Annotated in this window: 13 protein-coding genes; 3 read left to right on the top strand and 10 right to left on the bottom strand. The window is 57.9% G+C overall.

All coding sequences use genetic code 11. From position 1 onward, the window contains the following. Nucleotide 1: 1 nt before the first annotated feature. Genes V9K67_RS08895 through V9K67_RS08875 form a run of 5 tightly spaced genes read right to left on the bottom strand, consistent with a single transcriptional unit; the run spans nt 2 to nt 5,303 of the window. A complete protein-coding gene (locus V9K67_RS08895) occupies nt 2-1,342 on the bottom strand; it encodes a DUF58 domain-containing protein (protein WP_336721595.1) in 1,341 nt (446 codons plus the stop codon). Nucleotides 1,343-1,384: 42 nt separating this feature from the next. Beyond that, complete coding sequence (locus V9K67_RS08890; protein ID WP_336721594.1) at nt 1,385-2,380, bottom strand: AAA family ATPase; 996 nt, start codon at nt 2,378-2,380, stop codon at nt 1,385-1,387. Continuing rightward, nucleotides 2,364-3,590 (bottom strand): DUF4350 domain-containing protein, encoded by a 1,227-nt coding sequence (locus V9K67_RS08885; RefSeq protein ID WP_336721593.1) that lies wholly within the window; start codon nt 3,588-3,590, stop codon nt 2,364-2,366. Before V9K67_RS08885 ends, V9K67_RS08890 begins: the two co-directional genes overlap by 17 nt. Beyond that, nucleotides 3,590-4,360, bottom strand: coding sequence for a DUF4129 domain-containing protein (locus V9K67_RS08880; RefSeq protein WP_336721591.1), 771 nt, complete (start codon nt 4,358-4,360; stop codon nt 3,590-3,592). The genes V9K67_RS08885 and V9K67_RS08880 overlap by 1 nt, the downstream gene beginning before the upstream one ends. Beyond that, on the bottom strand, nt 4,353-5,303 hold the full coding sequence (locus V9K67_RS08875) for a stage II sporulation protein M (protein WP_489753310.1): 951 nt from the start codon (nt 5,301-5,303) through the stop codon (nt 4,353-4,355). The genes V9K67_RS08880 and V9K67_RS08875 overlap by 8 nt, the downstream gene beginning before the upstream one ends. A 96-nt stretch (nt 5,304-5,399) precedes the next feature. Between V9K67_RS08875 and V9K67_RS08870 the strand changes: the two genes are divergently transcribed. Then, complete coding sequence (locus tag V9K67_RS08870) at nt 5,400-6,200, top strand: RDD family protein (protein ID WP_336721587.1); 801 nt, start codon at nt 5,400-5,402, stop codon at nt 6,198-6,200. Between the two features lie 100 nt (nt 6,201-6,300). Here V9K67_RS08870 and V9K67_RS08865 read toward each other — a convergent pair whose 3' ends face one another. Next, complete coding sequence (locus V9K67_RS08865) at nt 6,301-6,765, bottom strand: DUF5362 family protein (protein WP_336721585.1); 465 nt, start codon at nt 6,763-6,765, stop codon at nt 6,301-6,303. 178 nt (nt 6,766-6,943) lie between these two features. Continuing rightward, a complete protein-coding gene (gene proS / locus V9K67_RS08860) occupies nt 6,944-8,422 on the bottom strand; it encodes a proline--tRNA ligase (protein WP_336721584.1) in 1,479 nt (492 codons plus the stop codon). Nucleotides 8,423-8,584: 162 nt separating this feature from the next. Between proS and V9K67_RS08855 the strand changes: the two genes are divergently transcribed. Beyond that, nucleotides 8,585-9,460 carry a hypothetical protein gene (locus tag V9K67_RS08855; protein WP_336721581.1) on the top strand — a complete coding sequence of 292 codons (876 nt, stop codon included), beginning with the start codon at nt 8,585-8,587 and terminating at the stop codon, nt 9,458-9,460. A 113-nt stretch (nt 9,461-9,573) separates the two neighbouring features. Continuing rightward, on the top strand, nt 9,574-11,109 hold the full coding sequence (locus V9K67_RS08850) for an OmpP1/FadL family transporter (protein ID WP_336721578.1): 1,536 nt from the start codon (nt 9,574-9,576) through the stop codon (nt 11,107-11,109). A gap of 75 nt (nt 11,110-11,184) precedes the next feature. Here the strand turns inward: V9K67_RS08850 and V9K67_RS08845 are convergent, their stop codons facing one another. From V9K67_RS08845 to V9K67_RS08835, 3 genes are all read right to left on the bottom strand, one after another. Continuing rightward, nucleotides 11,185-11,622: a hypothetical protein gene (locus V9K67_RS08845; RefSeq protein WP_336721577.1), complete on the bottom strand. Its 438-nt coding sequence runs from the start codon at nt 11,620-11,622 to the stop codon at nt 11,185-11,187. Nucleotides 11,623-11,789: 167 nt separating this feature from the next. Beyond that, entirely contained in the window at nt 11,790-12,698 is a 909-nt protein-coding gene (gene miaA, locus V9K67_RS08840; RefSeq protein ID WP_336721575.1) for a tRNA (adenosine(37)-N6)-dimethylallyltransferase MiaA, read from the bottom strand. Between the two features lie 133 nt (nt 12,699-12,831). After that, nucleotides 12,832-13,407, bottom strand: coding sequence for an IS1096 element passenger TnpR family protein (locus V9K67_RS08835; protein WP_336721573.1), 576 nt, complete (start codon nt 13,405-13,407; stop codon nt 12,832-12,834). Nucleotides 13,408-13,458: the final 51 nt, after the last annotated feature.

The raw sequence follows: 13,458 nt of genomic DNA, 5'->3' as shown, positions 1-13,458 counted from the left end.
GCTACAGGCTTTGCCGGTTCTTGACTTCCAGGTATTTGTTCAGGGCGTGGATGGTCAGCTTCTGCGGCTGCGACAACACCGACAGGATGCCGTGCTTCTGCAGCTCCCGGGCGATCAGCTTTTTATCGAACTGGTATTTTTCCGCTATGGTGCGTATATAAATATCTTCAATACTGTTCACCGGGGTTTCCACGAGCTGCTGCAGCTCGGTATTTTCGAAAAACACCACCACCAGCAGGTGGTAATGGGCGATGCGCTTCAGCGAAGGCAGGTCGCGTTCGAGGCTTTCCACCGACTCGTAATTGGTAAAAAGCACCAGCAGGCTGCGCTGCGAAATGCGGGTGCGGATGGCCGAGAACAGTTTTTCCAGGTCCGGTTCCTTAAAATCAGTCTGCTGCTTGTACAGGGCCTGCAGCAGGGCGTTCATCTGGGTGGGCTTCTTATCGGCGGGCAAAAAGGTGTCGATGTTCTGGGCCAGGGTAATGAGGCCTGCCTTATCCTGCTTCATCAGGGCCGTGTTGCACAGCACCAGGGCCGCATTGATGGCGTAGTCCAGCAGGGTCATGCCCCCGAAGGGCATTTTCATCATCCGCCCCTTGTTGATGATGCAATACACCTGCTGGCTGCGTTCGTCGGTAAAGTTGTTCACCATCAGGTCGCCGCGGCGGGCGGAGGCCTTCCAGTTGATGGTGCGGTAGTCGTCGCCCCTTACGTATTCCTTGATCTGTTCAAACTCCATGCTTTGTCCCAGCTTGCGCAGGGGCAGGGAGCCGGTTTCCTGCAGGTGGCTGGTAGCCGCCAGCAGCTGGTAGCGGCGCATCTGGATGTAGGAAGGGTACACTTTTACGGCCTGGGGCTGGTCCACGGTATAGCGGCGCTTCACCAGGCGCAGGGGGCTGGTGGCGTACAGGTTGATGTTGCCAAAGCGGTATTCGCCCCGCTGCAGGGGCTTTACCATGTACTCCAGGGTGTAGCTGCCGCCGGCCGGCACCTCCACCTCGCGGCGCCAGTGGCGCTCCTGGAACTGGAAGGGCAGCTCGTCGAGGATGCGCAGGTGCACCTTGAACCCGTAGCGGTTGGCGAGCCGCAGCACCACCCGGTTGTCGTCGCCGTTGCTCATACGGTCTTCAAGCACCCGCTCGGCACTTACGGCCGACCGGCGGCCGTACAGCAGTCCCACGTCGATGAGCACGGCCAGGCCCGCAAACACCAGCACCGCCAGGGCCAGGTCGAAGAGCGGCGGGAAAAAATAGCTCAGGGCAAACAGGAGCGCCGCCAGGAACCCGGCATAATACACTTTCCGCTTCAGGTAAAACGATGACCGCTCCATCCATTCTTTCATAAAAAAATTGCTTGACCTTTTGATGCTTTATTATCTTCTCTCCTACCGGGGCACATCCATCGTTTGCAGGATCTGCCGGAGCACCACGTCCTCGGTTACGCCTTCCATTTCCTTTTCGGGGGAAAGCAGGATGCGGTGGCGCAGCACCGGCGGAATCACCTCCAAAATATCGTCGGGGGTGACGAAGTCGCGGCCGTTGATGGCAGCCATGGCCTTCGAGGCATTCATGATGGCCAGCGAAGCCCGGGGCGAGCCGCCCAGGTAAATGCTTTTGTGGTTGCGGGTCTGGTGCACGAAGCGGGCGATGAACTGCAGCAGCCGCTCCTCGATCACCAGGGTCTTCACCTGGCGGCGCAGGGCGCCGATCTGCTCGGCCTGCAGCACCGGCGCCAGGGAGGCCACCGCGTCGGTATTGCCCAACTGGTGAAACTGGTTCAGGATCTCGAACTCCTCCGCCTCGGAGGGATACGGCACCAGGATCTTGAACAGGAAGCGGTCGAGCTGCGCCTCGGGCAGGCGGTAAGTACCCTCCTGCTCGATGGGGTTCTGGGTGGCCAGCACCATAAAGGGCGGCTGCATCGGGTAGGTACGGCCGTCGATGGTTACCTGCCGCTCCTCCATCACCTCGAACAGGGCGGCCTGGGTCTTGGCCGGGGCGCGGTTGATCTCGTCGATCAGCACGATGTTGCTGAACACCGGTCCGCGCTTGAACTCGAAGGCGGCTTCGCGGGGATTGAAGACCGGCGTGCCCAGCACATCGCTGGGCATCAGGTCGGGGGTAAACTGTATGCGCGAGAAATGAATGTCCATGCAGCGGGCCACCAGCTTGGCGGCCAGGGTCTTGGCCACGCCCGGCACCCCTTCGATCAGCACATGGCCGTCGGCCAGCAGGGCGGTAATGATCAGGCGCACCATCTCTTCCTGGCCCACGATCACCTTGCGGATCTGCTGGCGGATCGCCTGCACCGCCTCGCCCAGGTCCGTCAGGTCGGTACGGAGGCCGAACAGCGGCTCTTCCATCTTAAGTTGTTCTTCCATCGGCTGTATTTTGATAAAACGATTCCAATTGTTGGTAAAAGTGCGAAAGATCGTATTCCGACACCTCCGGCGCCGTTTCTGCCATCTCCATGAACCGCACGATCCGCTTGAGCTCGATCAGCGGGTAGCCGGTCTTGGCATGCAGGCTTTCGGCAAAGGCGGTATCGATGGTATGGGTGGGCAGCTGGTAGCGGCTGCGGATATGTTCCAGGAAATAGGCGCTCATTTTTTTCACTAGGTTCTTATGGTCGCCGCGCTCGTAGTACAGCCGCCCGATGGTGCGCACAAAATCGAGCGACTCGTTCTTCGGCCGCTCCCAGACCGGGATGATGCGCTGCTTGCGGCGCATCTCCAGCAGCACCAGCAACAGCAGCGTACCCAGGGCCGTGAGCAGGGCCCACTTGAAGGAGGGATAGCTCAGCAGCACCCGCAGGATGCTGGGGTCCTTTTCCTTCTGGTAGCCCGGCCGCATCAGGTAATAATCGTCCCACACCACGGTGCGCACGTTTTCGGGGATGACCGACAGGGTGCTTTTAAAATACTCGATATTGTTCTTGTGTAAAATGAAATAGTTGGAAAAAGCCAGCGGCGCCAGGTGGATGAACAGGCTGCCCCGGCCGGACTTCATCTGGATAAAGTTGGCGGTGGCGCCCTTGCTGTGCCCCAGCACGCGGGCCCGCTTCTGGTCGAGGAACGAAAAATAGCTTTCGTACTTCTTGCCCGGGTATACGAAGGCGCCGGGAACGGCAAAGGGCGGGGTGTGCAGCACCAGCTGCAGGCTGTCGTCCTCTTCGTACTCGAAATAGTTGCCGTTGTCGGAGACTTTGAAAAACTTCGAGGCGTCGGACGACAGGTAGCGGGCGATGATGAACACGTAGTTGCCCTGCTGCACAAACTCCAGCAGGCTGTTGAGCTCTGAGGTGCCGGCATCGAAATTCTTGGCCACCAGGATCAGGGCCTGCCCGCCCCCTTCCCGCTGCAGGCTTTTGATGCTGTCGGGCTCCTTTTTCTCGTAGGTCACCCGGGCATGGGGAAACAGGGAGGGCAGCAGGTGGTAGGCCACGTAGGTGCCATAAGGAATTTTGTCTTTCTGGCGCAGGGTGATGGTTTCGTTGAACCGGCGCAGGGGATTGCGCGCCGAGGTGACCAGCATGGTGGCCAGCACCAGGAACACGACGGCAGCAATGATATAGGGCGTATTTTTTTTCATTACCGCAACCGTTGTTTAAAATGGAGAAAATCCCGGTGGATCTGTTCAAAGGCCGCTTCCGCGGGTTCGAACTTGCCGTACCAGGTATATTCAAAGGTACGCGTCAGGCGGAAGAAATGGTCGTACCAGGAGGTGCCCTGCAGTTGTGCCAGGTAGTGGGTGTCGGTAAAGTCCACCGAATAACGGATGATCTGGCGGCCGGCCAGCTCCTTCAGCGTTTCGAGGTACAACAGGCGGATGGCCTGGCGGAAATCGCGGGCCGTTATGGCACGCTCGATCTCCCGGCGGTAGTTGATGGAGAACAGGTCGTCGGGAGGGGCGGCCTCGTCTTCGGGGCCAAAGCTGGCGGCCTTGCGGCGGAACAGGCGCACGTCGCTGGCCATGAGGTACCACACCAGGATCGCCAGAAAGCAGGTGATGATGATGGTCCACAGCAGAGCGCGGAACCAGGGCTGCACCACGAAGGGCCGCGACGGGCCGTCGGGTTCCTTTCGCTTTACGGGCGCCTGGTTGGCATACCAGAAGTCCTTGTCGGCTCGCAGCTGGCGCAGCACGCTGTCGGCGATGGTGCGCCGCTGCAGCCGCTGGGTATCGCCGGCGGCGAGCTCCTCAAAATAATTGACCGAATCGTCGTCCGCCATCAGGGCGGTATCCACCCGGGGCACCACCACCTCTTCCTGCGCCCGGCCCTGCAGGGAAGCGAGGCAGAGGGCAGCCGCCAGGAAGACTGTTCCCGGCCGCGGTTTGCTATGAACGAAAGGGTTACGCATGAACGGGCTGCTGCTGCTCTTTTAGGTTTCGTTGTAGTTCCAGGGGATAAAGGATAAAGTACCAGATGATAAAGGCGGCCGCCGATCCCAGGATGGCGAGGCTGAAAACGTAATGCATTTTATAGTGCCGGGTAACAAAGCCTTCGAAGAACGCCGCCACCATAAACACCGGCACCAGGCCGATGACGATCTTGACGCCGTCCTTGGCCCCCTGGGCAAAGGCGTGGAGGCGCCGGTGGGTGCCGGGAAACAGGACGCTTTTTCCCATCACCAGGCCGGCGGCGCAGGTGATGATGATGGCCGTCAGCTCGAGCAGGCCGTGGATGAGCACGGTCAGCACCGACTGCAGGCCCAGCCCCCGGGCAAAGAACAGCTGCTCGAAGGCCCCGATGCGCACCGCCTCGCGGATGAGGGCCGACATGCTGGGAATGCCCAGCAGGATGCCCCGGAAAAAATAGGTAAAGGCCACCATGATGTTGTTGATCATGATCCAGATCCACATAAAGAACGAGCTGCCGCTGGCATAGACGCCGAAGGGGTTGCCGTCGCGGATATTCTGCTCGGTCTTTTCCACATAGGCCTCGCCCAGCATTTCGCGAACAAAGAGCTGGTCGTTGGCCGCCGAGAAAAAGCCCACCGAGAAAAAGAGCACGAACAGGAAAAATACGAACAGGATGGCGCCGTGGTGGCGGCCCACCGTCAGGGGTACGTCGTACTTCCAGAACTGCACCAGGCGGTTGGAGTCCTCCTTGCGGTTGCGGTAAATGTTCAGGTAAATGCGCGCCGCCAGCGAATTGACGTAGGCGGTCACACGGCTGGAGGGGTAAAAGGTCTTGGCATAGCTCAGGTCGTCTACCAGGCGGGTGAATTCGCCCGCCATCTCGTCCGGATCCTTCACCTCCCCCTGCCGGATGCGCTCCCACCGGTCCTTGTTTTTCTTTATAAAAAGTCCTTCTCTCAGTTTGGGTGGTTTTAGCTTGAAAAATACGGCATTTTAAAGAAAGTTTTTTTCCTACCTTGTTCCTTTCAACCCTTGTTCATGTCCGACATCCGGATCCAGACATCTTTTAACCTTGACCTCGAGTTCGAGGCGCCGCCCTTTCACCAGCGCCTGCTGGCCTGGCTGATCGACATATTCGTGCTGATCTTTTACCTCATCGTGGCCTACCGCTTCCTGAACTGGATCTCGGCGGACGAAGCCAACCCCACCCGGGTCATGGCCCTGGTGCTGCTGCTGATCATCCCCTTTTTTACCTACCACCTCATTTGCGAGGCCACCATGAACGGGCAAAGCATCGGCAAAAAGATCCTGGGCATCCGCGTCGTGAACGAAAACGGAAGCCGGCCCAGCTACAGCCAGTTCGTGATCCGTTGGCTCATCCGCACCTCCGACTTCATGGCCTTGGTCTTTATCCTCGGCGCCAACGACGCCCTGCAACGCAACAACCTGGACTTTTTCTGGAAGGCCGCCGCCGCCTTCGGCCTGCTGATCGCCGACGTGATCCTGGTGAACACCTCCAAAAAGCACCAGCGCCTCGGCGACCTGCTGGGACATACCATCCTGATCCGGACCCGCCAGCGCACCTCCATCGACGATACCGTCTTCCTGCAGATAGGCCCCGACTATATGCCCTCTTTCCCGCAGGTAATGCAGCTGAGCGACCGGGATATCAACGCCCTCAAAAACATCCTCAAAACCGCCAAAAGACACAACGACCGCTCCATGGCCGCCCACGCCGCCGAAAAGATCCAAAACCACCTCAACATTCAAACCTCCCTCGACCCGTATGCGTTTTTAGAAGTGTTGTTGAAGGATTATAATTATTTGGCAACGCAGTAAGTTTCTGAGTTCCTGAGTTCATTGGATGGAAAAAGCATAAAGGTTTCCTATGCCCGTTTTTTCTCAACGGAGTTAGGCAAACTCAGGAACTCAGGAACTTTTAAGACGTGGCCACCGACCCGAAGATCCCGAGAACGAACGCCAGGATATAGAGGGCCAGGACGATGATGGTGACGATGCCCAGGTAGCGGAAGCAGGCCTTGAGGTTGTGGAAGGATTCATTGAGCACCCGTTGGTCGTTGCCGGAGAGGGCTGCCCGCATTTTGTTGGCGAACCGGAGTAAAAACACCAGCGGAAAGACGGTAACCAGGGCATAAAAGAGAATAGGGATCAGCGCATAGGCGCCTACGTTTTGCAGCAGGGAGGTGTTGCCGTATTCCCCTTCGGCCGGCGTCTGCCCTGTAGATGAAAACATAAAAAACAGGGCGGCCACCACCATGAGAACGGACAGGGCCAGGCCGACGATGGCCAGGAACCGCGCCCATTTGGACGTTTCCACCAGGTGGGCCTTCGTCTGCGGGTCGATGGTCAGGGAAAAAAGTTCCGGGGAATGTGTAGGCTCCATAATTCAGGGTTTGTCTGCTTAAAAATAAGGGGAATGCCCGCAATAAACGAATGCGGCCGTCCGACCGGATACTGCAAATGAGGTGCCGGGAGGTTTTTACAAAAAAGGCCGGCAACGTTTCCGCTGCCAGCCTTTTGGGATAATGTAAAGGATATGCTTTCCCTACTTCGTACCTGCTTTAATAGGCCCTTGCAAACAACACCCGTTGGGTGGACGGTTTGCCGGAGAAGATACACTGGCCGTCTTCCTGGGGATTGTCCAGGGGAATGCAGCGGATGGTGGCCTTGGTTTTTTCCTTGATCGCGTCCTCGGTTTCGGGCGTGCCGTCCCAGTGCGCCGATACAAAGCCGCCTTTTTCGTCCAGTACTTTCTGGAATTCCTCCCAGCTGTCCACCACGGTGATGTGCTCGTCGCGATAAGCTTTGGCCTTGTTGAACAGGTTTTGCTGGATCTCGGTCAGCAGGTTCTGGATGTGACCGGCCAGGCCGTCGAGGGACACGCTTTCCTTGGTCTTCGTATCGCGGCGGGCCACTTCGGCCACGTTGTTCTCCAGGTCCCTAACGCCCAGGGCTACCCGTACCGGTACGCCTTTCAGTTCGTATTCGGCGAACTTCCAGCCGGGGCGGGCATTGTCGTTGTCGTCGTATTTCACGCGGATGCCGGCAGCTTTCAGTTCTTTGGTGATCTCCTGCACCTTGGCATCGATCTTCGCTTTTTGCTCCTCGCCTTTGAAAATGGGCACGATCACCACGTGCAGCGGGGCGATGCGGGGCGGCAGCACGAGGCCTTCGTCGTCGCTGTGCGCCATTACCAGGGCGCCGATCAGGCGGGTACTTACCCCCCAGCTGGTGGCCCAAACGTACTCCTGGCGGTTTTCCTTGCTCAGGAACTTCACCTCGAAGGCCTTGGCGAAGTTCTGGCCGAGGAAGTGCGAGGTGCCGGCCTGCAGGGCCTTACCGTCCTGCATCAGCGCCTCGATGCAATAAGTGTCTTCGGCGCCGGCGAAGCGTTCGTTGGGCGTTTTCACGCCGCGTACCACCGGCAGGGCCATGTACTCTTCCACGAAGTTGGCGTATACGTCGAGCATCTGGCGGGTTTCCTGCACCGCTTCTTCGGCCGTGGCGTGGGCGGTATGGCCTTCCTGCCACAGGAATTCCGCCGTGCGCAGGAACAGGCGGGTGCGCATTTCCCAGCGCACCACGTTGGCCCACTGGTTCACCAGGATGGGCAGGTCGCGGTACGACTGGATCCAGTCTTTGTACGTATTCCAGATGATGGCTTCACTGGTCGGGCGCACCACCAGCTCTTCTTCCAGGCGGGCTTCGGGATCCACCACCAGCTTTGCCTTGTTGTTCGGGTCCGACTTCAGGCGGTAGTGGGTCACCACGGCGCATTCCTTGGCAAAGCCTTCCGCGTTTTTCTCTTCGGCCTCAAACAGGCTTTTCGGCACAAAAAGCGGGAAATAGGCGTTCTGGTGCCCGGTATCCTTGAACATCCTGTCTAAAACATCCCTCATGTTCTCCCAGAGGGTAAAGCCATAGGGCTTAATGACCATACAGCCGCGCACAGCCGAGTAATCGGCCAGGCCGCCTTTAATTACCAGGTCATTATACCACTGGGAGTAATCCTGGGAACGGGAAGTGATTGCCTTGCTCATATTTTATTGTTCGGTTTGAATTTTAACTTTTGCGGCGTGCAACTCAGCCCTTTGTATTTTTGTCTATTGTTTAACAGCACCGCCGCTCCGGATACTGCCGGTGGCAAGTATTTTGGAGCAGCAAAAGTAGCATATCCAACCAAACGATTTAAATCATCTGAAATGAAAACGTTTCTACCTTTCCTCGCCCTGGCATTTGCGGCAGCCAGTTGCTCCACCGCTTATAAATCAGGACAAACGCCCGATGATGTCTACTTCTCGCCGGCGCGGCCCCAGCAGGAAGAATACGCCCGGGTAGAAAAAAATGACGACCGCCAGTACCGTCCCAGCCAGCGCAACAACGACGACGACCGCTATTATAACTACGAAGACGAGGACGACCGTTACCTGCGCATGAAGGTGCGCAACCGCCAGATGTGGTCGGCCCTGGACTACAACGACTTCTATTCCTATAGCCCCTATTACGGCAACGGCTTCAACAGCTATTCCGGCCTGAGCCTTTATTTCGGCTCGCCCTGGAACCCGTATTCCGCCTGGAACCCCCACGGCTACTGGAATTCCTATACGTACTGGAATACGTTCTATAACCCGTATGCCTTCTACGGCAACCCCTATGGCTATGGCTACGGCTACAACCACTTCGGCAGCCCCTACGGCTACTACCCCCGCACCTGGTACAGCCGCCCGTACTACTACGGCGGCCACAATGTCATCGGCGGAGGCACCTACCGCCCGGCGTACAACCGCCCGCGCACCAGCAACATGGGCGTGTACAATACGCCGCGCGGCGCTTCAGGCAACCGGGGCAGCTACTCGCAGCCGGCCAACAACGACCGGCAGAACGCTGCTCCCCGGCGCAGCGCCGGTCCCGACCTGAGGGGGGTCTTTAACGGGAACAGCTCGAACAACAACAGCAGCTCCTCCCCTTCGTATACCCCCGGACGCTCTTCATCGAGCAATTCCAGCTCCTCGGGCAACAGCTCTTCTTCCGGTAACTCCGGCAGCAGCGGCGGCAATGCCCCGGTCAGAAGATTTTAACGCACAGCCAAACCAAAGAAGGTGCATGGAGGCAACGGCCTTTATGCACCTTTCGCATCTTTGCCCCTCCCATTCCAACTGGCTATGACCCTTATTCTGTATAAAAAATGATTATGAAGAAGATCTTTTTATTACTCGGCACCGGCTTTATTTCCACCTTTTTATATGCCCAGGAGCCGGCCGATGCGTTACGCTTTTCCTGGACCGTTCCGGGCGGCACCGCCCGGCAGCAGGCCGTCGGCGGCGCCATGGGCGCCCTAGGCGGCGACATCACCTCCGCCTTTACCAACCCCGCCGGCCTGGCCGTTTACCGCACCGGCGACCTGATCTTCAGCCCCATCCTGCAGTTCGGCAGCACCCGCGCCTCCTACCGCGGCCGCACCGAATCGGCCGAATACAATAAGTTCAACTGGGGCGCCACCGGCTTTGTCTTCGGGTCCGACAACCCGGGCGGCAAGGTCAAAAACACCTCCTTCGGCCTGGCTTATAACCGCATGGCCGACTTCAACAGCAACATCCTGTACCGGGGCTTCAACAACCAAAGCTCCTACGCCCAAAAATTTATCGAGGATATCGGCTCCAACAAAGACCCCAACAGCGTGGCCCAGGATTATCCTTACGGTGCCAGCCTGGCCTTCAACACCTACTGGATCGATACCATCCGCGGTGCTTCCGGCCAGGTAACCGGCTTTCAAAGCCGGGCGCCCTATGCTTCCGGGCTTTACCAGCAGCAGGTGCTGAAAACCAGCGGCGGCGTCAGTGAATTCGCCCTGGGCGGGGCCGTCAACCTGAACGACAAGGTGATGCTGGGCGCCACCCTGGGTGTGCCCGTGCTGCGCTACGAACGGGAATCGGCCTTTACCGAACAGGACACTTCCACCCGCCTGAACAAGTTTGACCGGGCGACCATCACCGAGAACCTGACCACCAAGGGCGTGGGGCTGAACCTCCGCCTGGGGGCCATCTTCCGCCCCTCGGAGGCATGGCGGCTGGGCCTCTCCTTTCATACGCCCACCCTGTACGGGCTCACCGACAATGTGCACTATACCGTCAGCACCGACCCGGAAGATTCTTCCGGACAGGTGTACACCCAGGAGTCCAGTTTCCTGACCAACGATGCGCCGGCCCAGTTCCGCTATAGCTTCAATACGCCCTACCGCTTCATCGGCAGCGTCGCCTATGTGATGGGATCGGTAGAGGATGTCAGCAGCCAGCGGGGCTTTATCACCGCCGACCTGGAATACGTCAATTACAAAGTGCCGGCCTTCCACGAAGAAAATGAGACCGGCCTCGACACCGAAACGGCCGACTACCTCAAATCGGTGAACCAGGCCGTGGACAACGCCTACAAAGGGGCCTTCAACTTCCGCCTGGGCGCCGAGCTGAAATTCAACACCTTCATGGTCCGCGGCGGCGCCGCCTATTACGGCAACCCGTACAAGGACATCCAGGGCGAAAAGGGCAGCAAGCTGAACCTGAGCGGCGGCCTGGGCTACCGCAACAAGGGCTTTTTCATGGACCTCACCTATGTTCATGCCCTGACCAGGGACGTGCACTTCCCTTACCGCCTCGAAAGCGCCCCCTACAGCGGCGCCTCCCTGCGGACGGCTACGGGCAGCCTGCTGACTACTTTCGGGTTTAAATTTTAACCGCATTCCGGAAAACGGGAAATAAAAAAAGAGCTCGGCCAGAGCTCTTTTTTTTATGGAAAGGTGGAACGTCGGTTATTGCTTTTGGAACGCCGCTTTCACCACGGCCAGGTTGCCCAGGGAATCGATGTCGGTCTGGCTGATCACCAGGCTTTTGCCGTCATAGGTATCCAGGTCATACAGATCCCCGTCCCAGAGGAACTTTTTGCTGGTGGCCAGGTCCCAGGTGCCGGGGGCAAAGCTACCGGTCGGGTTGCAAGTGGTGCCCGCATCGGACCAGGTATAGGATTTATCAGTTTTCAACGTCATGACATCATCCCGGTTGCAGACCTCCATGGAGTCCAGGAAATTGACCGTCCGGCCCCTGTACTTGAAGGTATACTCGGTGACTTTATAATTTCCTGCCAGGCTGGTGACCGTAGGAACTACCTCTTCCTCATCTTCATCCTTATCCTTTTTACAACCGGCGACGATCAGGAGGGTAGCGCAAAAAGCGACAATTAATTTTTTCATAAATGGGTTTTGAAGGGGTGAGCGATCTGGTCCGGCCTGCCCCGAAGGGAGCAACTTTCAGGGACGCCTTTAACCAAATTTTAAACGCAACTGGACAGGAAAATATTACTTTTCTCCCTATATGCCGAAAGTTTTTTTCCGCACATCCGCTTTCTTCCAAAGCAGGCTTACAGCAGCCCTTCCACTGCGCCCATCAGCTCGTCGCGATTGCCCGGTTCCCACCATTGAAAACTTTCATCCTTGCGGAACCAGGTCATTTGCCGCTTGGCGTAGCGGCGGGTATTGGTTTTAATGGCGTCGACCGCTTCGGTCTTTCCCATTTTGCCGTTGAAATAATCGAACAGCTCCTGGTAGCCCACGGTTTGCAGGGCGCTGAGGTGCTGGTCGGGCAGCAGGGAGCGTACCTCTTCCAGCAGACCTTGTTCCAGCATCTGGTCCACCCGGGTATTGATGTGCTGGTGCAATTGTTCCTTGGGCAGGTGCAGGGCTATTTTGAGGGTACGGAAGGGGCGGGAGGCTTTCTGGCCGGTGCGGAAATCCAGGACGGACCGGCCGGTGGCCCGGACCACTTCGAGCGCCCGCATCAGGCGGCGGGGATTGAGGATCTCGCCTTCCTGGTAATAGGCGGGGTCGGCCTGCTGCACCTGCTCCTGCAGCCAGGGCAGGCCGTGCAGCTCGTAGCCGCGGACAATGTCGTAGCGCACGGCTTCGGGCACCTCGGGCATGAGGTCCAGCCCTTCGCAAAAAGCCTTGATATACAGCCCCGTGCCGCCCACCATGACCACGGCATCGTGTGTCCGGAACAGTTGGGCAGCCTTTTCCAGCGCATACTGCTCAAAGGTGGCGGCGTTGACCTTGTCGTGGATGGAATGCGAAGCGATGAAATGGTGGGGCACGGCCGCCAGCTCTTCCTGCGAAGGACGGGCTACGCCGATGTTCAGTTCCCGGTAGCACTGCCGGCTGTCGGCCGAAATGATCTCTGTTCCCAGCCGCCGGGCCACCTGTATGGCCACGGAGGTCTTGCCTACCGCGGTTGGCCCGGCTATTACAATGACGGTTTTTAAAGGAGCAGTCAAGGAATTGGGAATTTGTTAATTGGTTAATTGGGATATTCGGTAGTTGGGCCCGCGGCCATCAGGGCATAATTAAAGGCGGGCAGTAAGGCCCAATACCCCATGAACCAATGAACCAATACCTTATCCCGGGGATCTACCAGTCGTCCCCGCCCTCGCGGTGGTCGTCTTCGCCCTGCTCGTCCTGGTCGCTGCTGTCGCCGCTGTCGTCGCCTTCCTCTCCAAAGCCCTCGGCGCCCTTGCCCAGGTCGTATTTTTCCTCTACGTCGGCAAAGCGTTCGCCCAGCAGGCTGCGGGTGCCGTACTGGCTGGGGGGGATGCCCTCCTTGCGTACGGTAGCCGGGTAGGTCAGCTTGGGATTCTCTTCCTTGGACACGTTGATCAGCTCGACCAGGAAGGTCCAGTTCTTATTGAAGTCGTAAACGTAAACGAATTTCTGGTTGGTGTCCCTGATCTCCGAGCCGATGGTCGTTTCTTTCATCAGCAGCGGGGGCGCCTTGTAGGGGCGGTTATACTTCTCCAGGGAAATTTCCCGCCCGCGCTGCCAGTTGTCGTTGCTGCGGTAAAAGGTAGCGCCGTGCTTGCTGTCAAACTCATACGCTTTCAAGATCGCTTCGTGCAGCTCAAAAAAGATCTGGGTATGACGGATGGCAACGTCGCGGTACACACTGTCATCTTCTTCAAAATAAACCCTGAATTTCAGTATAGCCATTTGTAGTAATCCGGTTGAGAAAAGTCAAAAGTAGGAAAAAACCGTTTGTCG

The sequence above is a fragment of the Huijunlia imazamoxiresistens genome, from assembly GCF_037132455.1.
GTDB lineage: Bacteria > Bacteroidota > Bacteroidia > Chitinophagales > Chitinophagaceae > Flavisolibacter > Flavisolibacter imazamoxiresistens.
Note: the sequence above shows the minus strand (reverse complement) of the source record. Positions and strands in the feature narration are given on the sequence as shown.